Source organism: Streptomyces sp. 3-6 (assembly GCF_056323165.1).
The window spans coordinates 35,044-61,603 of the sequence record NZ_JBWHZP010000018.1 but is presented as its reverse complement, the minus strand read 5'-3'; the positions used below and the strand labels follow the sequence as shown (position 1 = coordinate 61,603).

Annotated in this window: 24 protein-coding genes; 14 read left to right on the top strand and 10 right to left on the bottom strand. The window is 72.9% G+C overall.

What is annotated here, in order from left to right; translation table 11 throughout:
* Positions 1 to 19: 19 nt before the first annotated feature.
* Positions 20 to 1,234: an acetyl-CoA C-acetyltransferase gene (locus tag AC02VZ_RS21750; protein ID WP_432054274.1), complete on the bottom strand. Its 1,215-nt coding sequence runs from the start codon at positions 1,232 to 1,234 to the stop codon at positions 20 to 22.
* A 149-nt stretch (positions 1,235 to 1,383) separates the two neighbouring features.
* Between AC02VZ_RS21750 and mce the strand changes: the two genes are divergently transcribed.
* The 7 genes from mce to AC02VZ_RS21715 all read left to right on the top strand — a co-directional run bounded on the left by mce (position 1,384) and on the right by AC02VZ_RS21715 (position 11,365).
* The gene (gene mce, locus AC02VZ_RS21745) at positions 1,384 to 1,824 is read left to right on the top strand and encodes a methylmalonyl-CoA epimerase (protein WP_432054273.1); all 441 of its coding nucleotides are present in this window, start codon (positions 1,384 to 1,386) and stop codon (positions 1,822 to 1,824) included.
* Between the two features lie 230 nt (positions 1,825 to 2,054).
* A complete protein-coding gene (gene scy / locus AC02VZ_RS21740; RefSeq protein WP_476476172.1) occupies positions 2,055 to 5,927 on the top strand; it encodes a polarized growth protein Scy in 3,873 nt (1,290 codons plus the stop codon).
* A gap of 480 nt (positions 5,928 to 6,407) precedes the next feature.
* Entirely contained in the window at positions 6,408 to 7,346 is a 939-nt protein-coding gene (locus tag AC02VZ_RS21735; RefSeq protein WP_432054271.1) for a coiled-coil domain-containing protein, read from the top strand.
* Positions 7,347 to 7,432: 86 nt separating this feature from the next.
* Complete coding sequence (locus AC02VZ_RS21730; protein WP_476476171.1) at positions 7,433 to 8,407, top strand: ABC transporter ATP-binding protein; 975 nt, start codon at positions 7,433 to 7,435, stop codon at positions 8,405 to 8,407.
* A 2-nt stretch (positions 8,408 to 8,409) separates the two neighbouring features.
* Positions 8,410 to 9,180 (top strand): ABC transporter permease, encoded by a 771-nt coding sequence (locus AC02VZ_RS21725; RefSeq protein WP_432054269.1) that lies wholly within the window; start codon positions 8,410 to 8,412, stop codon positions 9,178 to 9,180.
* A gap of 164 nt (positions 9,181 to 9,344) precedes the next feature.
* The gene (locus AC02VZ_RS21720; protein ID WP_476476170.1) at positions 9,345 to 10,484 is read left to right on the top strand and encodes an ABC transporter ATP-binding protein; all 1,140 of its coding nucleotides are present in this window, start codon (positions 9,345 to 9,347) and stop codon (positions 10,482 to 10,484) included.
* On the top strand, positions 10,481 to 11,365 hold the full coding sequence (locus tag AC02VZ_RS21715; protein WP_476476169.1) for an ABC transporter permease: 885 nt from the start codon (positions 10,481 to 10,483) through the stop codon (positions 11,363 to 11,365). Before AC02VZ_RS21720 ends, AC02VZ_RS21715 begins: the two co-directional genes overlap by 4 nt.
* Before the next feature lie 119 nt (positions 11,366 to 11,484).
* Here the strand turns inward: AC02VZ_RS21715 and AC02VZ_RS21710 are convergent, their stop codons facing one another.
* From AC02VZ_RS21710 to AC02VZ_RS21700, 3 genes are all read right to left on the bottom strand, one after another.
* A complete protein-coding gene (locus tag AC02VZ_RS21710; RefSeq protein WP_432054266.1) occupies positions 11,485 to 11,877 on the bottom strand; it encodes a VOC family protein in 393 nt (130 codons plus the stop codon).
* Positions 11,874 to 12,173, bottom strand: coding sequence for an ArsR/SmtB family transcription factor (locus AC02VZ_RS21705; protein ID WP_432054265.1), 300 nt, complete (start codon positions 12,171 to 12,173; stop codon positions 11,874 to 11,876). Before AC02VZ_RS21705 ends, AC02VZ_RS21710 begins: the two co-directional genes overlap by 4 nt.
* A 100-nt stretch (positions 12,174 to 12,273) precedes the next feature.
* A complete protein-coding gene (locus tag AC02VZ_RS21700) occupies positions 12,274 to 12,606 on the bottom strand; it encodes an ATP/GTP-binding protein (protein WP_432054264.1) in 333 nt (110 codons plus the stop codon).
* 241 nt (positions 12,607 to 12,847) lie between these two features.
* On the opposite strand from AC02VZ_RS21700, the gene AC02VZ_RS21695 reads away from it, so the two are divergent.
* Positions 12,848 to 13,876: an LLM class flavin-dependent oxidoreductase gene (locus AC02VZ_RS21695; protein ID WP_476476168.1), complete on the top strand. Its 1,029-nt coding sequence runs from the start codon at positions 12,848 to 12,850 to the stop codon at positions 13,874 to 13,876.
* Positions 13,877 to 13,961: 85 nt separating this feature from the next.
* Here AC02VZ_RS21695 and AC02VZ_RS21690 read toward each other — a convergent pair whose 3' ends face one another.
* Complete coding sequence (locus tag AC02VZ_RS21690) at positions 13,962 to 14,354, bottom strand: SCO5389 family protein (protein ID WP_164336165.1); 393 nt, start codon at positions 14,352 to 14,354, stop codon at positions 13,962 to 13,964.
* A 312-nt stretch (positions 14,355 to 14,666) separates the two neighbouring features.
* Between AC02VZ_RS21690 and nucS the strand changes: the two genes are divergently transcribed.
* On the top strand, positions 14,667 to 15,338 hold the full coding sequence (gene nucS / locus AC02VZ_RS21685) for an endonuclease NucS (RefSeq protein WP_164344214.1): 672 nt from the start codon (positions 14,667 to 14,669) through the stop codon (positions 15,336 to 15,338).
* 102 nt (positions 15,339 to 15,440) lie between these two features.
* Here the strand turns inward: nucS and AC02VZ_RS21680 are convergent, their stop codons facing one another.
* The 3 genes from AC02VZ_RS21680 to AC02VZ_RS21670 all read right to left on the bottom strand — a co-directional run bounded on the left by AC02VZ_RS21680 (position 15,441) and on the right by AC02VZ_RS21670 (position 19,566).
* Complete coding sequence (locus tag AC02VZ_RS21680; RefSeq protein ID WP_476476167.1) at positions 15,441 to 17,969, bottom strand: ATP-binding protein; 2,529 nt, start codon at positions 17,967 to 17,969, stop codon at positions 15,441 to 15,443.
* A gap of 270 nt (positions 17,970 to 18,239) precedes the next feature.
* Positions 18,240 to 18,563 carry an STAS domain-containing protein gene (locus AC02VZ_RS21675; protein WP_432054261.1) on the bottom strand — a complete coding sequence of 108 codons (324 nt, stop codon included), beginning with the start codon at positions 18,561 to 18,563 and terminating at the stop codon, positions 18,240 to 18,242.
* 154 nt (positions 18,564 to 18,717) lie between these two features.
* The gene (locus AC02VZ_RS21670; protein ID WP_476476166.1) at positions 18,718 to 19,566 is read right to left on the bottom strand and encodes a 3-hydroxyacyl-CoA dehydrogenase family protein; all 849 of its coding nucleotides are present in this window, start codon (positions 19,564 to 19,566) and stop codon (positions 18,718 to 18,720) included.
* 323 nt (positions 19,567 to 19,889) lie between these two features.
* Between AC02VZ_RS21670 and AC02VZ_RS21665 the strand changes: the two genes are divergently transcribed.
* Positions 19,890 to 20,624, top strand: coding sequence for a D-Ala-D-Ala carboxypeptidase family metallohydrolase (locus AC02VZ_RS21665; protein WP_362091847.1), 735 nt, complete (start codon positions 19,890 to 19,892; stop codon positions 20,622 to 20,624).
* 140 nt (positions 20,625 to 20,764) lie between these two features.
* Entirely contained in the window at positions 20,765 to 21,337 is a 573-nt protein-coding gene (locus AC02VZ_RS21660; protein WP_432054258.1) for a cob(I)yrinic acid a,c-diamide adenosyltransferase, read from the top strand.
* A gap of 3 nt (positions 21,338 to 21,340) precedes the next feature.
* On the opposite strand, the gene AC02VZ_RS21655 is transcribed toward AC02VZ_RS21660, so the two are convergent.
* Positions 21,341 to 21,523, bottom strand: coding sequence for a DUF5708 family protein (locus AC02VZ_RS21655; RefSeq protein WP_432054257.1), 183 nt, complete (start codon positions 21,521 to 21,523; stop codon positions 21,341 to 21,343).
* Positions 21,520 to 22,116, bottom strand: coding sequence for a hypothetical protein (locus tag AC02VZ_RS21650; RefSeq protein WP_432054256.1), 597 nt, complete (start codon positions 22,114 to 22,116; stop codon positions 21,520 to 21,522). The genes AC02VZ_RS21655 and AC02VZ_RS21650 overlap by 4 nt, the downstream gene beginning before the upstream one ends.
* A 153-nt stretch (positions 22,117 to 22,269) precedes the next feature.
* Between AC02VZ_RS21650 and AC02VZ_RS21645 the strand changes: the two genes are divergently transcribed.
* The 3 genes from AC02VZ_RS21645 to AC02VZ_RS21635 all read left to right on the top strand — a co-directional run bounded on the left by AC02VZ_RS21645 (position 22,270) and on the right by AC02VZ_RS21635 (position 26,184).
* Positions 22,270 to 23,523: a sensor histidine kinase gene (locus tag AC02VZ_RS21645; RefSeq protein ID WP_476476165.1), complete on the top strand. Its 1,254-nt coding sequence runs from the start codon at positions 22,270 to 22,272 to the stop codon at positions 23,521 to 23,523.
* Entirely contained in the window at positions 23,523 to 24,167 is a 645-nt protein-coding gene (locus AC02VZ_RS21640) for a response regulator (protein ID WP_476476164.1), read from the top strand. Before AC02VZ_RS21645 ends, AC02VZ_RS21640 begins: the two co-directional genes overlap by 1 nt.
* A gap of 190 nt (positions 24,168 to 24,357) precedes the next feature.
* Entirely contained in the window at positions 24,358 to 26,184 is a 1,827-nt protein-coding gene (locus AC02VZ_RS21635) for a glycosyl hydrolase family 18 protein (RefSeq protein WP_476476163.1), read from the top strand.
* The last annotated feature ends 376 nt before the right edge of the window (positions 26,185 to 26,560 follow it).

Below are 26,560 nucleotides of genomic sequence, written 5' to 3'. Positions count from 1 at the left end.
TGCCCGACACTTTCCCGGCTCAGGCCCTGGGGACCCGCACGATCAGCGCGTCGCCCTGGCCGCCGCCGCCGCACAGCGCCGCCGCGCCGACACCGCCGCCGCGCCGCTTCAGCTCCAGCGCCAGGTGCAGCACCAGCCGCGCCCCGGACATCCCGATCGGGTGACCGAGAGCAATGGCACCACCGTTGACGTTCACCTTTTCCGTGGACACGCCGAGGTCCTTCATGGACTGCACGGCGACCGCGGCGAACGCCTCGTTGATCTCGATCAGGTCGAGGTCGGAGACCTCCAGGCCCTCCTTCTCCAGCGCGTGGCGGATCGCGTTGGACGGCTGCGACTGCAGCGAGTTGTCCGGGCCGGCCACGTTGCCGTGGGCGCCGATCTCGGCGATCCACTCCAGGCCCAGCTCCTGGGCCTTGGCCTTGCTCATGACGACCACGGCGGCGGCGCCGTCGGAGATCTGCGAGGAGGAGCCGGCGGTGATGGTGCCGTCCTTGGCGAAGGCGGGCCGCAGCTTGCCGAGGGACTCGGCGGTGGTGTCGCCCCGGATGCCCTCGTCCTTGCTGAAGAGGACCGGGTCGCCCTTGCGCTGCGGGATCTCCACCGGGGTGATCTCGGCGTCGAAGACACCGTTCTTCTGGGCGGCGGCGGCACGCTGGTGGGACAGGGCGGCGATCTCGTCCTGCTCGGGGCGGGCGATGCCCAGGCGGGTGTTGTGCTTCTCCGTGGACTCGCCCATGGCGATGTTCTCGAAGGAGTCGGTGAGGCCGTCGTGGGCCATGGCGTCGATCATCTGCACCGCGCCGTACTTGTAGCCCTCGCGGGACTTCGGCAGCAGGTGCGGGGCGTTGGTCATGGACTCCTGGCCGCCGGCGACGACCACGTCGAACTCGCCGGCGCGGATCAGCTGGTCGGCCAGGGCGATGGCGTCGAGGCCGGAGAGGCACACCTTGTTGATGGTGAGCGCGGGGACGTTCATCGGGATGCCGGCCTTCACGGCCGCCTGGCGCGCCGGGATCTGCCCCGCCCCGGCCTGGAGCACCTGGCCCATGATCACGTACTGGACCTGGTCGCCGCCGATCCCCGCACGGTCGAGGGCGGCCTTGATCGCGAAGCCGCCGAGGTCGGCTCCGGAGAACGACTTCAGCGAGCCGAGCAGCCGCCCCATGGGGGTGCGGGCGCCCGCGACGATGACGGACGTCGTGCCGTTCGGTGCGGAAGATGCGGAAGACATGAGCGGCGATCCCCTTACCGGCCTGCACAGCCGAGGAGTGAACGAGGGTTTACTTCGAATGTACTGAGGCGCGGCCGACCGCGTCATCGGGCTTACGGTGTGATCGCGCGCACGTTGCGTAACCACGCGCGGGGCGCTCCACTGAATCCATGCTGACGCGAATCGACCACATCGGGATCGCCTGCTTCGACCTGGACCGGACCGTCGAGTTCTACCGGGCCACCTACGGCTTCGAGGTGTTCCACTCGGAGGTCAACGAGGAGCAGGGCGTGCGCGAGGCCATGCTCAAGATCAACGACACTTCGGACGGCGGCGCCTCCTACCTGCAGCTGCTGGAGCCGACCCGGGAGGACTCCACCGTCGCGAAGTGGCTCGCGAAGAACGGCGAGGGCGTCCACCACATCGCTTTCGGTACGGCGGATGTGGACGCGGACGCGGCCGGCATCAGGGACAAGGGCGTACGCGTTCTGTACGAAGAGCCCCGGCGCGGCTCCATGGGGTCACGCATCACCTTCCTGCACCCCAAGGACTGCCATGGCGTACTGACAGAACTGGTCACTTCGGCGCCAGTTGAGTCACCTGAGCACTGACCCACGTACAGAGGGGCCGGTAGGGTTGGGTGCGGTCGCCGCTCGATACAGGGTGACCAGGTCCTGCCGTCGAGCACGTCAGGACCACCGGGGTCCGGGTTTCGGGGGGCGAGCGCCGGGGCAGCAGCCCATGCTCCCCCAGTGATCTGACACCATTCCCCGGGGGCCCCGTTCGGCGGATGGGCGGGGCTCGGCCAGACTTGCGACCAGGGGACGGATGGGACCGCGCAGTGCGGGGCTACGAGAGCCAGGAGCGAGAGCCGGCGGCTGACGTCGACCACCTCTCTCGGTTCGAAGCCGAGATGAAACGGCTCAAGACCGAGCGGGAAAAGGCGATCCAGCACGCCGATGACCTCGGCTACCAGGTCGAGGTGCTGCGCGCCAAGCTGCACGAGGCGCGGCGCACCATCATGTCCCGCCCCTCCTACGACGGCGGTGACCTCGGGTACCAGGCGGAGCAGCTGCTGCGGAACGCGCAGCTGCAGGCCGACCAGCTGCGGGCGGACGCCGAGCGGGAGCTGAGCCAGGCCCGCGCGCAGACCCAGCGCATCCTCCAGGAGCACGCCGAGCAGGCGGCCCGTCTCCAGGCGGAGCTGCACCAGGAGGCCGTCACCCGGCGCCAGCAGCTCGACCAGGAGCTGGCGGAACGCCGGCAGACCGTCGAGTCGCACGTCAACGAGAACGTGGCGTGGGCGGAGCAGCTGCGCGCCCGCACCGAGCAGCAGGCCCGGCGCCTGCTGGAGGAGTCCCGTGCCGAGGCCGAGCAGGCGATGGCCGCCGCCCGCGCGGAGGCCGAGCGGCTGACCGACGAGGCGCGCCAGCGCCTGCAGAGCGAGGCCGAGGCGGCCCGCGCGGAGGCCGAGCAGTTGCTGCGCCGTGCCCGCGCGGACGCCGAGCGGCTGCTGAACGCCGCCTCCACCCAGGCCCAGGAGGCCACCGACCACGCGGAGCAGCTGCGCACGTCGACGGCGTCGGAGTCGGAGACGGCGCGCCGCAAGGCCCAGGAGATGGCCAGGGCCGCGGAGGCGCGGATGGCCGAGGCCGAGGCGGCGCTGCGCGAGGCGCGGGCCGAGGCCGAGAAGCTGCTCGACGAGGCCAAGGAGTCGGCCGCCAAGGCGCTCAGCTCCGCGGAGTCGGCCAACGAGACCCGCACGCGCACCGCCAAGGAGCAGGTCGCGCGGCTGGTCGGCGAGGCGACCAAGGAGGCGGAGGCCGCCCGGGCCGAGGCCGAGCAGCTGCGCGCGGACGCCCGTGCCGAGGCCGAGAAGATCGTCGCCGAGGCGGCCGAGAAGGCGCGCACGCTCACCGCGGAGGAGTCGGCGACCCAGCTGTCCAAGGCGGCCAGGACCGCGGAGGAGGTCCTGGACAAGGCGTCCGAGGAGGCCAAGCGGACCACCCGGGCCGCCGCCGAGGAGGCCGAGCGGATCCGCAAGGAGGCCGAGGCCGAGGCGGACCGGCTGCGCGCCGAGGCGCAGGACATCTCCGAGCAGCTCAGGGGCGCGGCCAAGGACGACACCAAGGAGTACCGCGCCAAGACGGTCGAGCTGCAGGAGGAGGCCCGCCGGCTGCGCGGTGAGGCCGAGCAGCTGCGCGCCGACGCGGTCGCGGAGGGCGAGAAGATCCGCGCGGAGGCCCGCAAGGAGGCCGTGGCGCAGATCGAGGAGGCGGCGAAGTCCGCCGAGGAGCTGCTGGCCAAGGCGAAGGCCGACGCCGACGAGCTGCGCTCGACCGCGCAGACGGACAGCGAGAAGGTCCGCACCGAGGCCATCGAGCGCGCCACCACGCTGCGCCGGCAGGCCGAGGAGACGCTGGAGCGCACCCGCAAGGAGGCCGAGCGGCACCGCGCGGAGGCCGTCGAGCAGGCCGAGGCGCTCACGGCGGACGCCGAGCGTGCCGCCCGGGAGCTGCGCGAGGAGGCCGACCGCGCGGTCGCCGCCCGGCACGCGGAGGCCGCCGAGGACCTGAAGCGGCTGCGCTCGGAGGCCGAGGAGAGGTTGGCCGCCGCCGAGGAGGCGCTGAGCGAGGCCCGCGAGGAGGCCGCCCGGATCCGCCGGGAGGCGGCCGAGGAGGGCGAGCGGCTGCGCGCGGAGGCCGCCGAACGGATCCGCTCGCTGCAGCAGCAGGCGGAGGCCGAGGCCGAGCGGCTGCGTGACGAGGCCGCTTCCGACGCGTCGGCGTCCCGCGCGGAGGGCGAGGCGGTCGCGGTGCGGCTGCGCTCGGAGGCCGCGTCCGAGGCGGAGCGGCTGAAGTCGGAGGCGCAGGAGAGCGCGGACCGGATGCGGGCCGAGGCGCAGGCCGCGGCCGAGCGGCTGGGCACGGAGGCGTCGGAGACGCTGGCCGCCGCGCAGGAGGAGGCGGCCCGCCGTCGCCGCGAGGCCGAGGAACTGCTCGGCGCGGCCCGGGAGGAGGCCGGCCGGGAGCGCGAGCGGGCGCGTGAGCAGAGCGAGGAGCTGCTGGCGTCGGCGCGCAAGCGCGTCGAGGAGGCGCAGGCCGAGGCGGTGCGCCTGGTCCAGGAGGCGGACCGGCGCGCCACGGAGATGGTGTCGGCGGCCGAGCAGCACGCCCAGCAGGTGCGGGACTCCGTGGCGGGGCTGCAGGAGCAGGCGCAGGAGGAGATCGCCGGGCTGCGCAGCGCCGCCGAGCACGCGGCGGAGCGCACGCGGCGCGAAGCCGAGGAGGAGGCGGACCGGGTCCGCGCCGACGCCTACGCGGAGCGGGAGCGGGCGAGCGAGGACGCCGGGCGGCTGCGCCGGGAGGCGCGGGAGGAGACCGAGGCCGCCAAGTCCCTCGCCGAGCGGACGGTGTCCGAGGCGATCACGGAGGCGGACCGTCTCCGCGCCGAGGTCGCCGAGCACGCCCAGCGGGTGCGCACGGAGGCCTCGGACACCATCGCGGAGGCGGAGCAGAGCGCCTCGCGCACCCGGGCGGAGGCCCGGGAGGACGCCAACCGCATCCGCTCGGAGGCGGCGGCGCAGGCGGACACCCTCGTCACCGAGGCGAGCAACGAGGCGGAGCGGCTCACCGCCGACACCATCACGGAGACCGACCGGCTGCGCGCGGAGACGGCCGCCGAGGCCGAGCGGGTGCGGGCGGAGTCGGTCGCCAAGGCGGAGAAGCTCATCGCGGACGCCACCGGCGACGCGGAGCGACTGCGGGCGGAGGCGGCCGAGACGGTCGGTTCGGCGCAGCAGCACGCGGAGCGGGTGCGGGCCGAGGCGGAGCGCCTGCGGGCGGACTCCGAGGCGGCTGCCGAACGGCTCGTGGCGTCCGCGCGCGAGGAGGCCGAGCGGACGCTGGACGAGGCGCGCAAGGAGGCCAACCGGAAGCGCTCGGAGGCCGCCGAGCAGGTCGACACGCTCATCACCGAGACCACCGCGGAGGCCGACAAGCTGCTGACGGAGGCTCAGCAGCAGGCGCAGAAGACCACGGCGGAGGCGGAGGAGCAGGCCGACACCATGGTCGGTGCCGCTCGCAGCGAGGCCGAACGGCTGGTGGCCGAGGCCACCGTCGAGGGCAACTCGCTGGTGGAGAAGGCCCGTACGGACGCCGACGAGCTGCTGGCCGGCACGCGCCGGGACGCGACGCAGATCAGGGAGCGGGCCGAGGAGCTGCGTGTGCGGATCACCGGCGAGATAGAGGAGCTGCACGAGCGGGCCCGCCGTGAGGCGGCCGAGACGATGAAGTCGACGGGCGACCGCTGCGACGCGCTCATCAAGGCCGCCGAGGAGCAGTTGGCCAAGGCGGAGGCGAAGGCCAAGGAGATCGTCTCGGAGGCCAACTCGGAGGCCGGCAAGGTCCGCATCGCCGCCGTGAAGAAGGCCGAGGGCCTGCTGAAGGAGGCGGAGCAGAAGAAGGCCGCGCTGGTCAAGGAGGCCGAGGAACTGAAGGCGGAGGCGATCCGCGAGGCCCGGCGCACGGTCGAGGAGGGCAAGCGCGAGCTGGAGGTGCTGGTGCGGCGCCGCGAGGACATCAACGCCGAGATCTCCCGGGTGCAGGACGTCCTGGAGGCGCTGGAGTCCTTCGAGGCCCCGGGTGGCGGCAAGGACGGCGGAGTGAAGGCGGGGGCGGGCGCCCGGGCGGGTGCCAAGTCCTCCGACGCGTAGCGGCGGACGGGCCCCCGGTGACGTCGCGGCGGGCTCCGGGCCACCGAGGACCCCGCATCGGCCGTCGGAACACCGGGTGCCTCGCGGGGGCTCCGGGCCACCGGGACCGGACCGGCGACGGGCGGGAGCGCTCCAGGGACGCACCGGCGACCGGCGGGACCGCTCCGGAGACGGACGGCCCCCGCACCGGGACGCACGCGGAGCACGCGGACGACCGAGGGCGCACCGGGTCAGACCGGGAACGCATCGGGTCGTATCCAGTCCCACCGGGGCCCCACCGGAAAGCACCGAGAACCGTCAAACAGGGCAAATCCCCTCCTGGCGAGGGGGTTTACCCAGGGCTTTGGCAAGCTCTGGGACCGTCAGCCACTCAAAAGGGGTGTCATTCTCCGTATCAAACGTGCATCCGCTCGATGACACACCGCTTCGGCGCCTAGGATTCCCCCTATCACCTCACCGGTCTCATTCGACAGGAACCCCATGAGCGACACTTCCCCCTACGGCTTCGAGCTTGTGCGGCGTGGATACGACCGCGCTCAGGTGGACGAACGAATCTCCAAGCTCGTCTCCGACCGTGACAGCGCTCTCGCCCGCATCACCGCTCTGGAAAAGCGCATCGAGGAGCTCCACCTCGAAACCCAGAACGCCCAGGCCCAGGTCAACGACGCCGAGCCGTCGTACGCCGGTCTCGGTGCCCGGGTCGAGAAGATCCTGCGCCTCGCCGAGGAGGAGGCCAAGGACCTGCGCGAGGAGGCCCGTCGCGCGGCCGAGCAGCACCGCGAGCTCGCCGAGTCGGCCGCCCAGCAGGTCCGCAACGACGCCGAGTCGTACGCCGCGGACCGCAAGGCCAAGGCGGAGGACGAGGGCGTCCGGATCGTCGAGAAGGCCCAGGGCGAGGCGGCCCAGCTGCGCTCCGAGGCGCAGAAGGACGCGCAGTCCAAGCGCGAGGAGGCGGACGCCCTCTTCGAGGAGACCCGCGCCAAGGCCGCGCAGGCCGCCGCCGACTTCGAGACGAACCTCGCCAAGCGCCGCGAGCAGTCCGAGCGGGACCTGGCCTCGCGTCAGGCCAAGGCCGAGAAGCGGCTCGCCGAGATCGAGCACCGCGCGGAGCAGCTGCGGCTGGAGGCGGAGAAGCTGCGCACCGACGCCGAGCGCCGCGCCCGCCAGACGGTGGAGACCGCGCAGCGCCAGGCCGAGGACATCGTGGCGGACGCCAACGCCAAGGCCGACCGGATCCGTTCGGAATCCGAGCGCGAGCTGGCGGCCCTGACCAACCGCCGCGACTCCATCAACGCCCAGCTCACCAACGTCCGCGAGATGCTGGCGACGCTGACGGGTGCCGCGGTGGCCGCCACGGGCGCGCCCGCCACGGAGGACGAGCCGGTCTCCCGCGGGGTCCCGGCCCAGCAGTCCCGGTAACGATCCGGCGTACAACGGCCGAATTGCCCCGAAGCCCTCTGCCACGGAGGTGGCAGAGGGCTTCGTCGCCCTCTAGCGTGGCGGACATGATCGAGCTCGAGGGGCTGACCAAGCGGTACGGCGAGAAGGTGGCGGTCAACAACCTGACCTTCACGGTACGACCCGGCATCGTCACCGGCTTCCTGGGACCCAACGGGGCCGGGAAGACCACCACCATGCGGATGGTGCTGGGACTCGACCGGCCCACGGCCGGCGACGTCCGGATCGAGGGCCGGCGGTACGACCAGCTGAAGGACCCGCTGAAGGCCGTCGGTGCCCTGCTGGACGCCAAGGCGCTGCACGGCGGCCGCACCGCGTACAACCACCTGCTGTGCCTGGCCGAGAGCAACGGCATCCCCCGCCGGCGGGTGAACGAGGTGCTGGACACGGTCGGTCTGACCGCGGTGGCGAAGAAGAAGGCGAAAGGTTTCTCGCTCGGCATGGGCCAGCGGCTCGGCATCGCCGGCGCGCTCCTCGGTGACCCGCGGATCCTGATGTTCGACGAGCCGGTCAACGGCCTCGACCCCGAGGGCATCCACTGGATCCGCACCCTGATGAAGGCGCTCGCGGCCGAGGGCCGCACGGTCTTCGTCTCCTCCCACCTGATGAGCGAGATGGCGCTGACCGCCGACCACCTCGTCGTGATCGGCCAGGGCCGGCTGCTCGCCGACACGACCATGGCCGACTTCATCGAACACAACTCGCGCTCCTACGTCCGGGTCCGCACCCCGCAGCGCGAGCAGCTCCTCGACGCCTTCCACCAGGCCGGGATCACCGCCGTGGAGAGCGGCGAGGGAGTGCTGGAGGTGGACGGCAGCACGTCCGAGCGGATCGGGGAGCTGGCCGCCGAGAAGGGGCTCGTGCTGCACGAGCTGAGCCAGCACCGGGCCTCCCTGGAGGAGGCCTTCATGCAACTGACCGCGGGATCGGTGGAGTACCACGCGCACTCCGGCCCGACCCCCTCCCCACAGCAGCAGCCGCAGCCGCAGCAGCCGTGGGGCGCCGACTGGAAGAAGGGCTGACCATGGCGGCAGGACAGGTGGTCCGCTCCGAGTGGACCAAGATCCGGTCGGTGGCGTCCACGGTGTGGACGCTCTCCCTGGCGGCGGTCGTCACCATCGCGCTGGGCATGCTGATCTCGGCGCTGACCAAGAGCCAGTTCGACAACCTCAGCGAGCAGGACCGGATCGCCTTCGACCCCACGTTCATCAGCTTCGCCGGGATGAGCCTGGGGCAGCTCGCGATGATCGTGTTCGGCGTGCTGGTGGTGTCCAACGAGTACAGCACCGGCATGATCCGCACGTCCCTGGCGGCGGTGCCGCAGCGCGCCACGTTCCTGTTCAGCAAGCTCGGGGTGGCGACCGCGCTGGCCCTGGTGGTCGGCATGGCGACCAGCTTCGCCGCCTTCTTCCTGGGCCAGGCCCTGCTCGGCGAGCACCGGGCGTCCATCGGGGACGACGGGGTCCTGCGGGCGGTGATCGGCGGCGGCCTGTACATGGCGCTGATCGCCCTGTTCTCGATGGGTGTGGCCGCGATGCTGCGCTCGCCGATGCTGTCGCTGGGCATCCTGATGCCGTTCTTCTTCCTGGTCTCCAGCATCCTCGGCACCGTCGACGCCACCAAGAAGGTCGGCCAGTTCCTGCCCGACCAGGCCGGCAGCCGGATCATGCAGGTGGTGCGTCCGCTCGACGACGACACCCCGTACGGTCCCTGGGGCGGTCTGGGCATCATGGCGCTGTGGGTGCTGGCGGCGGTCCTCGGGGGCTACCTGGTGCTCAAGAAGCGCGACGCCTAGGGACCGGGCCCGCACAGCCCGGGGTGACCGGCGCCCCCGGCAGGGGCGGGAGGGCCTGGCGCGCTTTCGTCCCGGGCTGAGCGGAACCGTCAGCGTCTCGATATCCTCCTAACCCTTACGGGGGCGTGTGCCCCGGTGTCCAGATCCTTCGATGGGTGCGGAGCATGATCGAGGCTGTCGGCCTGACCAAGCAGTACGGCGCGAAGACCGCCGTGTACGACCTCTCGTTCCGGGTGCGCCCGGGAGCCGTCACCGGCTTCCTGGGCCCCAACGGTTCGGGCAAGTCGACGACCATGCGCATGATCCTGGGCCTGGACAACCCCACCGCCGGTCACGTCACCATCGACGGCCACCCGTACCGGAGCCTGCCCAACGCGGCCCGGAAGGTGGGCGCGCTGCTCGACGCGAAGGCGGTCCACGGCGGCCGGGCGGCCCGCAACCACCTGCTGAGCCTGGCCCAGCTGTCGGGCATCCCGGCCCGCCGGGTGGACGAGGTGCTGGGCGTGGTCGGCCTGCACGAGGTGGCCCGGCAGCGGTCCCGGGGCTTCTCCCTGGGTATGGGGCAGCGCCTCGGCATCGCCGCCGCGCTGCTCGGCGACCCCGAGGTGCTGCTGTTCGACGAGCCCGTCAACGGCCTCGACCCGGAGGGCATCCTGTGGGTGCGGAACCTGATGAAGGCGCTCGCGGCCGAGGGCCGCACCGTCTTCGTCTCCTCCCACCTGATGAGCGAGATGGCGCTGACCGCCGACCACCTGATCGTCATCGGCCGCGGGCAGCTCATGGCCGACATGAGCGTGAAGGACTTCATCTCCGCCAACTCCGCCGACTTCGCCCGCGTCCGCACCCCGGAGACCGAGCCGCAGGCGCGCGAGAAGCTGTCCGCCGCGCTCACCGAGGCCGGCGGCCGGGTGCTGCCCGAGCCGGACGGCGCGCTGCGCGTGACCGGGCTGCCGCTGCCCCGGATCAGTGACCTCGCCCACTCCTGCGACGTCCGGCTGTGGGAGCTGTCGCCGCACCAGGCGTCGCTGGAGGAGGCGTACATGCGCATGACGCAGGGCGCCGTCGACTACCGCTCCACCACGGACCAGAAGGAGGGGTTCCTGGAGCCGCTGCCCGAGGACGCCCTGCCGCCGATGCCGGTGCCCGGCCAGGGCCAGCCCGGCTGGTACGCGCCGCCGCCGCCCCAGGCGGGCGGGGAGCCGTTCGCGGGGACGCGGCCGGGCCCGGACGCGGGCCCCGGTGCTCCCGCCCCGTCCGCCGGTCCCGCCGCCACCGACCTGACCAAGCCCGAGGACGCCCGATGAGCACGCCCGACACCGCGCCGCAGTACGACCCCGCACGCGAGGGTGCGCCGGCCGCCGACGCCGGCTCCGACGTGCCCTTCCCCCGGTACACGTCGCCGATCCCGGTGGTGCGCACGCACCTGGGTCACGCGCTCGCCGCCGAGTGGACGAAGATCCGGTCGGTGCGCTCCACGATGTGGACGCTGGGCGTGTTCGTGCTGCTGGTCGTCGGCATCGGCGCGCTGGCCGGACTGCTGGTGCTGACCGCCGACGCGGACCTGAACGGGGAGAGCCCGATCGGCCTCGGCGTGTTCGGGTTGCTGGTGGGCAGCATGTGCCTGATCACGCTGGGCGTGATGACCACGGCGTCCGAGTACGGCACCGGCCTGATCCGCACCACCATGGTGGCCTGCCCCACGCGGGCGCGGGTGCTGGCGGCCAAGGCCGTGGTCTTCTTCCTGGTGGCCTTCGTGGTGACGCTGGTGTCCGCCTCGCTCGTCGCGCTGCTGCACGTGGCGATGCTGGAGGGCAACGGCGCCCGGACCCCCACCGGCGAGGAATGGCTGAAGGGCACGCTGGGCACCTCGCTCTTCCTGGCGCTGCTCGGCACCCTGTCGCTGGCCGTCGGCTCGCTGATCCGGCACTCGGCGGGCGCCATCACCCTCATGATCGGTGTCCTGCTGGCCCCGCTGGTGCTCGCCCTGTTCATGTTCTCGACCTCGCTCCAGGGCGTGCAGCAGGCCCTCTTCCAGTACTCCGTCCCGAACCAGCTGGGCATCTTCTACTCCAACTCGCTCAGCGATTCCGGCCCGGCCGGCTGGGACCCGCTGTGGATCATGGCCGGTGTGACGGCCGTGGCCCTCGGCGCCGCCTTCGCCCTGCTGCACACCCGGGACGTGTAGACCGGGGGCCGGTACGCGGGCCCGGGACGTGCGGGCCCCGGGCCGGGCCCGCGTAAGCCCGCGGGGCCGGGGCGCCGTCGGGCCGGCCCGCTCCCCCGCCCTGGGCGCCGGCGGGCCGCCTACGGTGTCTGGGTGGCGATCTGGACGAGGTTGCCGCAGGTGTCGTCGAGGACGGCGGTGGTGACGGGGCCCATCCGGAGCGGCTCCTGGGTGAAGCGGACCCCGAGGCCGCGCAGCCGCTCGTACTCCGCGTGGACGTCGTCGACCGCGAACTGGGTGAGCGGGATGCCGTCCGCGACGAGGGCGTCGCGGTAGGTCCGGGCGGCGGGGTGGCCGAGGGGTTCCAGCAGGAGTTCGGTGCCGTCGGGGTCCTCGGGCGAGACGACGGTCAGCCACCGGTGCTCGCCGCCGACGGGGACGTCGTGCTTCTTCACGAAGCCGAGGACCTCCGTGTAGAAGCGCAGTGCCTCGGCCTGGTCGTCGACGAAGACGCTGGTCAGGTGGATCCTCATGGGGAGTTCTCCGGTCCGGTCGGGTCGGTGGGGGGCCACCGCTCGGTGATCTGCCGCAGCGGGGCCGTGTTCAGGTCGTGGAACTTGTAGCGTCCCTCGCGCCGGGTCTCCACGAGGCCCGCCGCCTCCAGCAGGGCCAGGTGCTGGGAGACACCCTGCCGGGAGATGCCGAGCCCGTGCTTCATGGCCAGCCGCGAGCAGATCTCGAACAGGGTCTGGCCGGACTTCTCCGTGAGTTCGTCCAGGATGGTGCGGCGCGTGGGGTCGGCGAGCGCTTTGAAGAGGTCGTCGGCCACACCCCCACCATAGGCAAGTGATTACTTGCCTATCAACCGGGCGGCGACCGCCGCTCCCCCGCGCGTGCGCTCCCGCCGCCGGAGTACGGTCCGGGAAGGGTCAGAACCGCGGCGCGTTGCGGGACCGCTGCACCCGCGTGCCGCGGCGGTCGCGCGCGTTCCAGCACGCCTTGTGCCAGTGCCGCCGCTCGTCGACGCCGGAGTGCTCCGGCCAGGCCACCAGGTGCGGCACCCCGTCCGGGATCAACTGGTCGCAGCCGGGGCAGCGGTACGCCTTGCCGCGGGAGCTGGCCCCGGCCACGTGCCGCACGCTCCACTCCTCGCCCTGCCAGCTCTCCGCGGTCTGCCAGCCGCCGTAGCGGCCGGTGCGGTCGTCCTCGGCACTGCGGCCGGCGGAACCGGCTCCCTTGGGTCGGTTGCGACGCGGGGACAAGGGACACCTCACGGGGCTATACAGGGTGCAGCGACCCGTCCAGCGTACGCGGCGGACCGCCGGGTACCCGCCCGTGTCCCGCGACTCCCCGCCCCTCCGGGCGCGCGTCCGGATCCCCGGCCCGGCCGCCCATTCTGCAGACAATCCGGAAAATCCCCCGCCCGGCCGTGTCCTCGGCACGTGTCAGACGGTTATGCCGTGTGGGGGAGCTCCGTGTCGGAGCCAAGGAAGCAGGAAAGCAATGCGCGTTGGAAGTTTCGTACTGGCCGCCCAGTTCCCCGGGCAGGGGGAAGGAGAGGCACTGCACCGCGCGGTCCGCTCGGCGGAGGTGGCCGAGGAGGCGGGGCTCGACTCGGTCTGGCTCGCCGAGCACCACTTCGTCCCGTACGGCACCTGCCCGTCGGCGGTGACCCTGGCCGCGTTGCTGCTCGGCCGCACCCGCCGGCTGCGGGTCGGTACGGCGGTCAGCGTGCTGCCCACCGCCCACCCGGTGGCGCTCGGCGAACAGGCCGCCCTGCTGCACCTCACCAGCGGTGGCCGCTTCTCGCTGGGCGTCGGGCGCGGTGGGCCGTGGGTCGACCTGGAGGTGTTCGGGTCGGGCCTGGAGGCGTACGAGAAGGGGTTCCCGGAATCACTCGATCTGCTGACGCGCTGGCTGCGCGAACCGCGGGTCGGCGCCGACGGCGAGCGCTTCCGGTTCCGTGAAGTGGCCGTCGTCCCGCGGCCGTCGGAGTCGCTCACCCCGGGCGACGGCCCCGAGGTCGTCGTCGCCTGCACCTCGCCGGCGAGCGTGCGCCTGGCCGCCGAGCGGGGCCTGCCGATGCTGCTGGGCATGCACGTCGGGGACGAGGAGAAGGCCGAGATGGTCGCCCTGTGGCGGCGGCACGCGCGCGCCTGCGGCCGTTCCGCCGCCGAGATCCAGGAGGCCGCCCATGTCTCCGCCGGCGTCTGCCAGATCGCCGACCGGCGCGAGGACGCGGTGGAGACCCTCACCAAGGCGATGCCGGGCTGGCTGCGGCAGGGCCTGGAGGCCCATGTCACCGTGGACGGCCGCCGGCGGCAGATGCGCGACCCGCTGGCGTACACCGAACTGCTCTGCGCGCTGCACCCGGTGGGCACGCCGCGACAGTGCGCCGACCGGCTCGCCGCCACCGGTGAGCGCACCGGGATCTCCCGCTTCGCGCTGCTCGTCGAGGGCTCCGGCGACCTCGCCGCGACCGAGGAGAACGTCCGCCGCCTCGGCGGCGACGTGCTCCCCCGGCTCGCCTGAACGGGCCGGGGGCCCAGGGGGCTTGCCGCCCCGGCACTGACCGTGCCTTCCCCGTACGGAGCGGCAAGCGAAGGACGGGGGCGCATCAGCAGTCGCGCAGCTCCGGTGACTGGTTGAGCAACTGACCGCGGATGGAGGTGAAGCGCGCCAGCGTCTCGTCGACCGAGGAGTCGAGCGGGAACACGGCCACCCGGTGGCAGTTCTGGAAGGCCAGCCGGACACCGAAGTGCCGTTGCAGCGCGCCTCGTATCGCGTCACTCGCGAGTGCACGCAGCAGCTGACCGCGTGCCTGCTCGTCCGGCGGGGGCGTCTGGTTGTCGGCGAAGACTCCGCCGTCGACCTTCAGCTGGGCCACCAGGGAGCTGATCATCTCCCACGCGTAGGGCAGGGAGGTCCGGACGCAGTCGACGAAGGCGGCTTCGTCGACCTCGCCTCGCTCGGCCTGTTCGAGTAGGGCCGGTGAGACGTCGAGCGACATGGGTTCTCCTCTCGCACCCCCGTCGAGCAGGGGTTGCCTGACAGATAAGGGAGTTCGCGATATCGGACACGCTGCGTACACGTCTCGCGACCTCCCGTTCACTACCGTAAGCAACCGATCGGGCCCGCACCAGGCGAACAGCCGGATGCGGAACAACCTGTGGGCCGGTAATCGGCCATCGACGAACACGCGGTTTCCAGGAGATTCAGGACGTGCCAGATGCGTCGCACGGGCCCTGTGCGGTCGTTGAACCCGGGACCGGTCGCCGGGCGAATCGCATCGGGGCGGGCCGGTCGAGTAGCGTTGCCGACCATGCGTCTCGTCATTGCCCGTTGCTCCGTGGACTACGCCGGGCGGCTCACCGCCCACCTCCCCCCGGCGCCCCGCCTGATCCTGGTCAAGGCGGACGGCAGCGTCTCCATCCACGCCGACGACCGGGCCTACAAGCCCCTGAACTGGATGTCGCCGCCCTGCACGCTGAAGGAGGGGACCGGAGCGGAGGAGGGGGTGTGGACCGTCGTCAACAAAGCGGGCGAGAAGCTCATCATCACGATGGAGGAGATCCTCCACGACTCCTCGCACGAACTGGGGGTGGACCCCGGTCTGATCAAGGACGGCGTGGAAGCACACCTTCAGGAGCTGCTCGCCGACCGTATCGAGACCCTCGGCGAGGGCTACACCCTCATCCGGCGCGAGTACATGACCGCCATCGGCCCCGTGGACATCCTGTGCCGGGACGCCGACGGGCAGACCGTCGCGGTGGAGATCAAGCGGCGCGGTGAGATCGACGGCGTGGAACAACTCACCCGCTACCTGGAGCTGTTGAACCGCGATCCCCATCTCGCCCCGGTGCGCGGCATCTTCGCCGCCCAGGAGATCAAGCCGCAGGCGCGGGTGCTCGCCACCGACCGGGGCATCGGCTGCCAGGTCCTCGACTACGACGCGCTGCGGGGCATCGACGACGACAAGCTGCGCCTGTTCTGACCGCCGGCGGCCCCGCCCGCACGCACCGGGCCGGATCCCCCTTCCCGGGGAATCCGGCCCGTTCGCGTGGGTGCCCCGGCCCGGCGGGTCGGATCACGGGGTTCAGATCACGGGGTCGGGATCGTCGGACGGGTCCGTCTCGCCGCTCCGCGGGGCGCCCGCCGAACTGCTGGAGACCGCCGGGGAGGAGGGGGCCTCACCGCCGGCGCTGTCGCTGGTGGACGGCGGCGGGGGTTCCTCGGTGTCGGTGGGCGGCGGGGTCGTCTCCGTCTCGGTCGGCGGGGTCGTCGGCGTGGTCGGGGTGGGGTCGGCCGGCTTGGTGGAGGTCGGCGGCTTCGTCGAGGACGGCGGCCGGGTGGACGACGACGGCTTCTTCGTCGACGTCGGCTCGCCGGGCTCCTCGGACTCATCGGGGCCGTCCGACGGGCTGGGCGAACCGCTCCCGGTGGGCGTCGGGTCGTCCGAGGTGCCGAAGGTGCCGTCCGGGCCGGGGTCGGTCGGGCGGCTGGTGGCGGTGCCGGTGTCGCCGTTCTCGCCGGCGCGGTCGGCTCCCAGGGTGCCGTCGTCGACGCCCTGACTGGCCGAGGGGTTCACGCCGACGTTCTCCGACGGGGTGCCGGTGTCGTTGCCGGACGTCGCGCCGAGGGTGACCACCGTGCCGAGCACGGCGACCAGCAGGGCGCCCGCCCCGGTCGCCACCAGGTTGCGCCGGGCCACGCCCTTGAGGCCGCCGCCGGCCTTGGCCGCGGGCACCGGGGCGGCCACGGGCGTGGCGCCGGTGCGCTGGACGACCAGGCCGGTGTCGGCGGGCGGCTGGAGGGCGGGGAAGGCGGCCGGTGCGCCCCGCGAGGGCGTGGCCGGCTCCTCGGGCCGCACGTCCGGCGGTCCGTCCGCCGCGAGCGGCGGAAGGGCCATCGGGGTGCCGGAGCGGTCGGCGACGAGGGCCAGGGCGCGGCGGCCGGCGACCGTGCCGCGCTTGTCGGCGAGCGCGCCGCGCAGGCCGATCGACGCCTCCAGTTCGGTGCGGGCCCGGTCGAGCCGGCCGGCGCACAGGGCGTGGATGCCGAGCTCGTGGTGGAAGTACGCCTCCTCCGCCACGTCCCCGGCGAGCCGGGCGGCCTCGGCGCCCGAGCGCAGCGCCCGTTCCCAGGCGCTCCAGTGCAGTCCGGCGGCGAAGGCGGGTGCCGCGGTGCGGGCCAGCAGCACGGCAGCGCTGGGCTCGCCCTCGGTGACGGCGTCGGTGAGGGGTGCCGTCGCGGTGAGCGCGGCGAGCAGCGCGTCGGACTCGGCGCAGACCCGCTCCGGGGTGACCGACGGGTGTCCGGCCCACCAGGAGTAGTGCTGCCCGGCGGTGCGGACCTGGGCGTCCAGGTCGTCGGCGTACCCGGCGGCCCGCAGTTGCGCCATCACTCCGGCGGCGAGCCGGTAGCGGGCGCCGACGGGTGAGACCAGGCCGCAGGCGGCCAGCTCGCCCAGCGCCGCGTCGGCGTGGGTGTCGCCCACCAGGGCGGGCAGGTGGGCCTGGTGCGGCAGTTCGCCGCCCAGGGCGACCGCGAGGCGCAGGGTGGCGCGGGCGGAGGCGCTGAGCCGGGAGGCGAGCAGCGGGGCGGGGGCGGCGGCCTCGCCGAGCGCGGGCAGCGGCACCTCGTCGGCGTCGGCGGCGGCCTCGGGGGGCAGGTCGTCGGGGCGGGCGTCCTCGAAGACGCCGAACTCGTCGACGGCGCCGGCGCCGGCCCGCATCCGGTCCCGCTGGCGCAGCAGGGCGCCGGCCTGGACGAAGCGCAGGGGCAGGCCCTCGGACTCGAACCAGAGGTCACCGGCCCAGTTGGACTCGTCCTCGGTGAGGCGGCGGCCGACGACGTGCTCGAGCAGGTCGAGGCCGGCGGCGCGGTCGAGGCCGGCCAGGGCGACCTCCTCGACGCCCGCCTCGGGGGACGGGGCGGGCACGGCGGGGGTCGTGCCGAACACGAAGGCGCACTCGGGACAGGCGTCCAGCAGCCCGTCGAGGGCCGCGCCGCCGAACTCCAGGTCGTCCAGGACGACGACGGCGCCGATCTCCCGGACGCAGGCGAGCAGTTCGTCCCGTTCCGGACGGTGCAGCGGGGCGTCGTACACGGCGCGGAAGAGGGCGTCGAGCAGGTCGTCGGCGCTGCGGCCGAGGCCGTTGAGGCGGACGACGCCGTCGGGGGCGAGGTCGGCGCAGTCGTCGGCGACGATGTCGAGCAGCCGGGTGCGGCCGGAGCCGCCGGGGCCGGTGAGGCGCACGGAGCGGCCGCGGGCGAGCAGCCGGACCAGCTGCTCGCGTTCGTCCTGGCGGGCCAGGAGCGGCGGTTCGGGGAGGGACGGGCCGGGCGGGACGGGCGGCCGGGCGGCGCGTTCGGTCTCGGCGCGGCCGGCGGCGTCCCGCTTCACCGGGCGGGCGGGCCGCTCGGCGGGCGGGCACGGCTCGATCTCGCTGCCGTCGACGGGGTTGACGGTGAGCAGGAAGTCACCGGAGACCAGCTGCACGGTGCGCGCGAGCGCGGGCTGGCCGAAGTCCGAGGTGAGGGATTCCCGGGGAGGGCGCTGGCGCGGCGGGTGGCCGGTGCCGTCGTGGCCGTACTCCTCGGGTCCCGTGTGGTGCGGGTCCATAGGTCCTAGCCCCCCAAAAGCGTCGTGTGCCTGAAGCCCTCCCCGGCCTTGCGCACACCCGCTGTCGCTCCTGGTCCGGGCCCGCTCGAGGCTCGTGGTGGCAGCGGGCAGCCAGACCCTAAACCTTCGCTCAGTATGTACGACAGTCCGGGGTACCGCGTCGTCCGTGACGTCACGGTCTCGTGAGGATTGTGCGTGGGCCGCGGGGCGCGACCGCCGGCGGTCCGGGGTGGAGGTCCTGCCGGTCACCCGGCGGGCGCCCGCGCCGCCTCACACGCGCGGGAACGCGTCCACCGCGATGCCCCCCTCGATCGCCAGGATGCGGTGCAGCCGGGTGGCCACCAGCAGGCGCTGCATCTGCGGCGGGACGCCGCGCAGCACCAGGCGGCGGCCGCAGCGGCCGGCCCGCCGGTGGGCCCCCATGATCACGCCGAGTCCGGTGGCGTCCCAGGAGTCCAGTTCGGACAGGTCCAGGACCAGGTCGCCGACTCCGTCGTCGACGGCCGAGTGCAGGACCGTACGGGCGTCCGCCGCGCTGCGGACGTCGAGGCGGCCCCCGACGACCAGCTCGACGTGGTCGCCCCTGATGTGCATATGCGCTCCCCGTGCGTGCGTTTCGTGCTCCGCGTCTTTTTGATTGAGGTATTGCACCCTCTGACTGCGTGGAGGGCGCAGAGGTTGCTACCTGTAAGCGAACCGATACCGAATTCACCCCGGCGAGTGAAGTCGCCGGGGTGAGGGGGCGGGATCAGTGCTCGTAGAAGCCCTGCCCGCTCTTGCGGCCGATGTCACCGGCGTCAACCATCCGGCGCATCAGCTCGGGAGCGGCGAACTTCTCGTCCTGGGACTCGGTGTAGATGTTGTCGGTGGCGTGCAGCAGGATGTCGACACCGGTGAGGTCGGCGGTGGCCAGCGGTCCCATGGCGTGGCCGAAGCCCAGCTTGCAGGCGAGGTCGATGTCCTCGGCGCTCGCCACCCCCGACTCGTGCAGCTTCGCGGCCTCGACGACCAGGGCGCAGATGAGCCGGGTGGTCACGAAGCCGGCCACGTCACGGTTGACGACGATGCAGGTCTTGCCGACCGACTCGGCGAACTCCCGGGCCCGGGCGAGGGTTTCGTCGCTGGTCTTGTAGCCGCGGACCAGCTCGCACAGCTGCATCATGGGCACCGGCGAGAAGAAGTGGGTGCCGACGACGCGCTCCGGGCGCTCGGTGACCGCCGCGATCTTGGTGATCGGGATGGCGGAGGTGTTGGAGGCGAGGACGGCGTCCTCCCGCACGATCTTGTCGAGCGCGCGGAAGATGTCGTGCTTGACGTCCAGCTTCTCGAAGACGGCCTCGACGACGACGTCCGCGTCCGCGCAGGCGTCCAGGTCGGTGGTCGACGTGATGCGCGCCAGGGCGGCCTCGGCGTCGGCCGCCTCCATCCGGCCCTTGCTCACGAACTTGTCGTAGGACGCCTTGATCCCGTCGGTGCCCCGGGTGAGCGCTTCGTCGGTGACGTCGCGCAGGACGACGTCCCAGCCCGCCTGTGCGGAGACCTGGGCGATGCCGGACCCCATGAGACCGGCCCCGATGACGGCGAGCTTGCCTGCCACTGTGCGACTCCCCTTCGAACGCTCACACACTGTTCCTGTACGTCACTGGCGGACACTAGCGGTCGTGAGGGGGCCTGGGAGGGGGTTAGTAATGCGTGTCACGTCTCACGGGGTGAGACACCGGTCACGTCCGCCGGACCCGGGGTGCGCGGGCCGCGGGGAGGGCGCCGGGGGCGGCGTCCGCCGCCCCTCCGACGGGCCGTCAGCACGCGCTTTCCACCGTGGCGTTGTTGACGCGCGTAGCACTCTGCAGCACGCTGGTCGGCGGCGGCCGTCCGGCGGCGGCGCCTGCTTCTCCCCTGCGAGACGGTCGGGAGGCCGGAATGTTCAGACGCGCGACACGCACCCTTCTCACGATTGTCATGCTCATGGCGGGTACGGTCCTCGGGGTGGGCGCCACCGCGGGCACCGCGCACGCCGACGAGTGCTACACCTGGAACCGCACCCTGTCCCAGGGCTCCTCCGGCAGCGACGTGACCCAGCTGCAGATCCGCGTCGCCGGCTGGGTCACCTCCGGCGAACGGCTCTCCTACGACGGCCAGTACGGCGCCCGCACCGCGGCGGCCGTGAAGAAGTTCCAGGCCGCCTACGGCCTGGCCGCCGACGGCGTCGCCGGACCCGCCACCTTCAGCAAGATCTACGCGCTCCAGGACGCCGACTGCACCCCCGCCCACTTCAGCTACGCCGAACTCAACAAGTGCAACTCCACCTGGTCCGGCGGCGCCGTCCCGGCCGCCACTGCCAAGGCCAACGCGCTGAAGACCATGTGGAAGCTGGAGGCGATGCGCCGCCAGCTCGGTGACGTGCCGATCACCATCTCCAGCGGCTTCCGCTCCTACGCCTGCAACAGCGCCGTCGGCGGCGCCTCCAACAGCCGCCACCTGTACGGCGACGCGGCCGACCTCGTCGGCTCGCCCAGCCTGTGCACCCTGGCCCGCCAGGCGCGGGTCCACGGCTTCTCCGAGATCCTCGGCCCGGGCTACCCCGGCCACAACGACCACACCCACGTCGCCTTCGACCCGTCCGCCTACTGGTCGGCGCCCACCTGCGGCATCTGACCGGTACCGGGCGTGCGCCCCACCGCACGCCCGACCGTTCCGGCCGCGCCCCCGCGGCGCGGCCGGAGCGCCCTCCGGGCGCCGGGTGACCCCCCGCACACACCGGCCCCCGGGAGCGGCACCCGAACTAGGCTGGGCCCATGGTCAATCTGACGCGCATCTACACCCGGACCGGCGACCAGGGCACCACCAACCTGGGGGACATGAGCCGGGTTCCCAAGACCGACCTGCGGATCTCCGCCTACGCCGACGCCAACGAGGCCAACGCGGTGATCGGCACCGCGCTCGCGCTCGGCGGTCTGCCGGAGGAGGTCGCCACGGTCCTCACGCGCGTCCAGAACGACCTGTTCGACGTCGGCGCCGACCTGTCGACGCCGGTCGTGGAAGACCCCGCATACCCGCCGCTGCGGGTCGAGCAGTTCTACGTCGACCGGCTGGAGGCGGACTGCGACCGCTTCAACGACCAGCTGGAGAAGCTGCGCTCGTTCATCCTGCCCGGCGGCACCGCGGGCGCCGCGCTGCTGCACCAGGCCTGCACGGTGGTCCGGCGCGCCGAACGCTCCACCTGGGCCGCCCTGGAGGCGCACGGGGAGACCATGAACCCGCTCACCGCCACCTACCTCAACCGCCTCTCCGACCTGCTGTTCATCCTGGCCCGCATCGCCAACAAGGAGACCGGCGACGTGCTGTGGGTGCCGGGCGGGGAGCGCTGAGCCCTACCGGCGCGCCGACCGGAACAGGCCCAGCAGGACCTCGGCGCAGCCCAGGCACATCAGCACCACGCCCACCGCGGTCGGGCTGATCACCGGCAGGTCCACACCCCCGGTGAACCGCCACAGGGCCAGGCCGCCGAGGAAGGTGCCGGTGCCCGTCGCCAGGTTGCCCGTCGCCCGGCTCACCGCTCCACCCGCTCCCGGTCGTCGTCCGCACCGGCGGGGTCGCGCCCGTCGCGCTGTCCCTCCGGGGCCTTCTTCGGCCACACCCAGTACGCCAGGGCCACCAGGCCGTGGATGCCGGCCACCCGCCAGGCGGTGGACAGCCAGGCCGCCAGGGACGTGGTGCGGTCCGGGTCGCCCACGTACCACATGGCGAGCAGGAGCAGCACGGTCGCCACGGCGGCGCCGGCCACCGTGCCCAGCCACACCTTCGTCTCGTGCCGGGCGCGGGCCAGGCCGTGGCGGGGCGGGCCGGGCGGCCGGGGCGCGCCGCCCAAGCGGTGGGCGGCGTGGCCGTCGAGCCACTTCACCGTCCGGTGGCCGTGGCCGACCGTGTAGCCGATGTAGAGCGCGGCCAGGCCGTGCGTCCAGTTCGGTTCCGCGCCGTTCCTCAGGTCGAGGGCGGTGACGACCAGCAGCACGACCTCCAGCAGCGGCTCGCACAGCAGCAGCGCCAGGCCGGTGCGCGGCATCCTGAGCAGGTACCGGCAGGCGAGCCCGGCCGCCAGCAGCACCCAGAAGCCGATCTCGCAGGCCGCGATCAGGGCGACGATCACGTCTCGCTCCTCTCCGTCACCCTTCCAGGCTCCCGGACGGGACGGCCGCCCACGTCGTCGCCGACGACGAACTCGCGGTACATCGAAAGATGCAGTCCAGGACCCTTCCCGCGGACCGGGCACCGGGCGCCCCCACCGTGTTGGATGGAGGCCATGGCCGCACGACTGTCCCGACCTCCCCGCTTCGACGCGTCGATCGCGCTCGCGGGCCTCGCCGGCGGCCTGGTGCTGTGGGGCTTCGGGCTGGGCCTGCGCGAGGCGCAGGAGCCGATGGTGCTCTTCGCCGGCCGGTGGGCGCTGCTCGTGCCGCTCGTGGTGATCTCCGGCTGCGAACTGCTGCGCCGCACCGCCCCGCGGACCGCCCTGCTGATCGGCACGGCGGCGCTGGCCGCGGACACCGTCACCCAGGGCAGCATCGCCACGATCGTGATGTACACCGACCTCGCGTACGCGGCGGTGGTCTACGGCCCGCCCGCGACCGCCCGCCGCCTGCCGAAGATCACCGGCGTGCTCACGGTCGCCGCGATCGTGATCCCCTACGCCGTGTGGCGGGTGCCGGAGGCGCTGCTGATCGGGCTGGTGGTCGCCGCCGTGTCCTTCGGACCCGCGTCGACCGGCCTGATCGTGCGCAACCACCGGGACGCCGCCGAGGCCGCCCGGCTGCGCGCCGAACAGACGGCCCTGCTCGCCGAGATGGACCGCACCCAGGCCGTCAACCAGGAACGCGCCCGCATGGCGCGGGAACTGCACGACGTGGTCGCCAACCACCTGTCGGCGATCGCCATCCACTCCACCGCCGCGCTCTCCCTGGACGAACCGCGCACCTCCCACGAGGCGCTGACCGTGATCCGGGAGAACAGCGTGCAGGGGCTGTCCGAGATGCGGCGGCTGATCGGCATCCTGCGGGACCGCGGCGACGAGCGCGAACCCGCGGCCGTCCCGACCCTGGACGGCCTCGCCGCACTGGTGGAGGGCGCCCGCGCCAACGGACTGGACGCCGTCCTCGACAGCGAACCCTGCTCCGTGCCCGCCCCGGTCGAGCTCGCCGCGTACCGGATCGTCCAGGAGTCGCTGACCAACGCGCTCAAGCACGCCGGGCCGGGCCGGGTGACGGTCCGGCTGCGCTGCGCGGACGGCACCCTCGACGTCCGGGTCACCAGCCCCCACGGCGGCGGGAGTGCCCCGCGCGTCCCGGGCTCCGGGGCCGGCCTGGTGGGCATGCGGGAACGGACCGAGCTGCTCGGCGGCACCTTCGAAGCCGGCCCCGAGGAGGGCCCGCGGGACCCCGACGAGGGCCCGGACGGCACCGACCGCGCGGGCGGCGCTCACGGCCCGGCCGGCACGGTGTGGACCGTCCGCGCCACCCTGCCCGTCACCGACACCGATTCCGCCCCGGGAGATGCCTGATGATCCGTGTCCTGGTCGCCGAGGACCAGTCCGCCGTCCGCGCCGGACTGGTCCTCATCCTGCGCAGCGCGCCCGACATCGAGGTGGTCGGCGAGGCGGCGGACGGGGAGCAGGCGGTGGCGCTCGCCCGCGAACTGCGCCCGGACCTGGTGCTGATGGACGTCCAGATGCCCCGCCTGGACGGGGTGTCGGCGACCCGTGAGGTGGTCGGTGAGCAACTGGCCGACGTGCTGGTGCTGACCACCTTCGACCTCGACGAGTACGTGTTCGGTGCGCTGCGCGCGGGAGCGGCCGGCTTCCTGCTGAAGAACACCGACGCCAAGGACCTGCTCTCCGCGGTGCGCACGGTGGCGCGCGGCGAGGGCATCGTCGCCCCGGCCGTCACCCGGCGGCTGATCGCCGAGTTCGCGGCGAAGCCCGCCCGGCGCGCCCCGGAGGCGGACGCGGAGGTGCTGCGGACGCTCACCCGGCGCGAGCGGGAGGTGCTCTCCTGCCTGGGGGAGGGGATGTCCAACGCGGACGTCGCGGCCCGCCTGGACATGGCGGAGGCGACGGTGAAGACGCACGTCAGCCGCCTGCTGGGCAAGCTGGGCCTGCGCAGCAGGGTGCAAGCGGCGGTGCTCGCGCAGGAGTTGGGAATCTGACGCGGAAGCGGCGCACGAACAGCTGATCCACCGGCGTTTCGACGGGCCGCCGAACGGTCGGAGAACCGACGGACAACAGTTCTGGTGGTCCAGACCTATTGACCCGTGGTCCAGACCTTTCTATTCTCGCGGCACCGTGGGCGTGATGGCTCAGTCACGTCCCCTCCACAACCTCACAAGGAGGCGCAGCATGCGCTTCAGACACAGAGCCGCGGCAGGATTCGCGACCCTGCTGCTCCCCCTGTCGGGCATGGTCGCCCTCGCACCCCCCGCCCAGGCCGCCACCTCCGCCACCGCCACCTACGCCAAGACCCAGGACTGGGGCTCCGGCTTCGAGGGCAAGTGGACGGTGAAGAACACCGGCACCACGGCCATCAACGCCTGGACCATCGAGTGGGACTTCCCCGCCGGCACCAAGGTGACCTCGGCCTGGGACGCCACCGTCACCAACTCCGGTGACCACTGGACCGCCAAGAACCTCGGCTGGAACGGCACCCTCGCCCCCGGGGCGTCCGTCTCCTTCGGCTTCAACGGCAGCGGCACCGGCTCCCCCACCGGCTGCAAGCTCAACGGCGGCAGCTGCGACGGCGGCGGCAGCGTCCCGGGCGACGAGGCACCCTCCGCGCCCGGCACCCCCACCGCCTCCAATGTCACCGACACCTCGGTGAAGCTGTCCTGGTCGGCGGCGACCGACGACAAGGGCATCAAGAACTACGACGTGCTGCGGGACGGCGCCAAGGTCGCCACGGTCACCGGCACCACCTACACGGACACCGGGCTCAGCAAGGGCACCGACTACTCCTACACCGTGCAGGCCCGCGACACCGCCGACCAGACCGGCCCGGTCAGCGGCGCCGTGAAGGTCCGCACCACCGGCAACACCGAGGAACCGCCGCCCCCCGGCGACAAGATCAACCTCGGCTACTTCACCGAGTGGGGCATCTACGGCCGCAACTACCACGTCAAGGACCTCGTGACGTCCGGCTCGGCCGCCAAGATCACCCACATCAACTACGCCTTCGGCAACGTGGTGAACGGCCAGTGCAAGCTGGACGACGCCTACGCCGCCACCGACAAGGCCTACACCGCCGACCAGTCCGTCAGCGGCGAGGCCGACACCTGGGACCAGCCGCTGCGCGGCAACTTCAACCAGCTGCGCCAGCTGAAGGCCAAGTACCCGCACATCAAGGTGCTGTACTCCTTCGGCGGCTGGACCTACTCCGGCGGCTTCGGCCAGGCCGCGCAGAACCCGGCCGCGTTCGCCAAGTCCTGCAAGCAGGTCGTGGAGGACCCGCGCTGGGCCGATGTCTTCGACGGCATCGACATCGACTGGGAGTACCCCAACGCCTGCGGTCTGACCTGTGACAGCAGCGGCCCGGCGGCCTTCAAGAACCTCTCCCAGGCCCTGCGCGCCGAGTTCGGCGACGACTACCTCGTCACCGCCGCCATCACCGCGGACGGCTCGGACGGCGGCAAGATCGACGCCGCCGACTACGGCGGCGCCGCGCAGTACCTCGACTGGTACAACGTGATGACGTACGACTACTTCGGCGCCTGGGACAAGACCGGCCCGACCAACCCCCACTCGCCGCTGACCACGTTCAACGGCATCCCGAAGGAGGGCTTCAACTCGGCCGCCGCGATCGCCAAGCTGAAGGCGAAGGGCGTCCCGGCGAAGAAGCTGCTGCTCGGCATCGGCTTCTACGGCCGCGGCTGGACCGGCGTCACCCAGTCCGCCCCCGGCGGCACCGCGACGGGCGCGGCGCCCGGCACGTACGAGGCGGGCATCGAGGACTACAAGGTCCTCAAGAACGCCTGCCCCGTCACCGGCACCTTCGCCGGCACCGCCTACGCCCACTGCGGCGACAACTGGTGGTCCTACGACACCCCCGCCACCATCAAGGGCAAGATGAACTGGGCCAAGAACCAGGGCCTGGGCGGCGCGTTCTTCTGGGAGTTCAGCGGTGACACCGCGAACGGTGAACTCGTGAGCGCCATCGACAGCGGCCTGAAGTAACCAGCACCCGCTGCGCCCCGGCCCTCACCGGCCACGGGCACGAAAACCGCCCCCGGACGACCGCGTCCGGGGGCGGTACTCGTGCGGGGGCCGGCGGGATGCCGGCTGGCGGGGGCGTGGGAGGTCCGGTGACGGGGGCGCGGGAGTCACGGCGCCACGGCGACCTGCCCCGCCTGCCGGTGGGGCCGCCTGGGCTGCCCGGTGCCGGGGGCAGGCCACCGGGCAGGCTGCGTCGGCTCAGCCGGTGCGTGGCGGTGGGGGCGGAGGCCGAGGCGGGCCAGGGCTTCCGGGTCGTGTTCGCACTGGCCGTTCCGGTCCGCCGGACGGGCGGAGCATCCGGTGGCGCCGAAGGCACGGCGCAGCCGGCCCCTCCGGA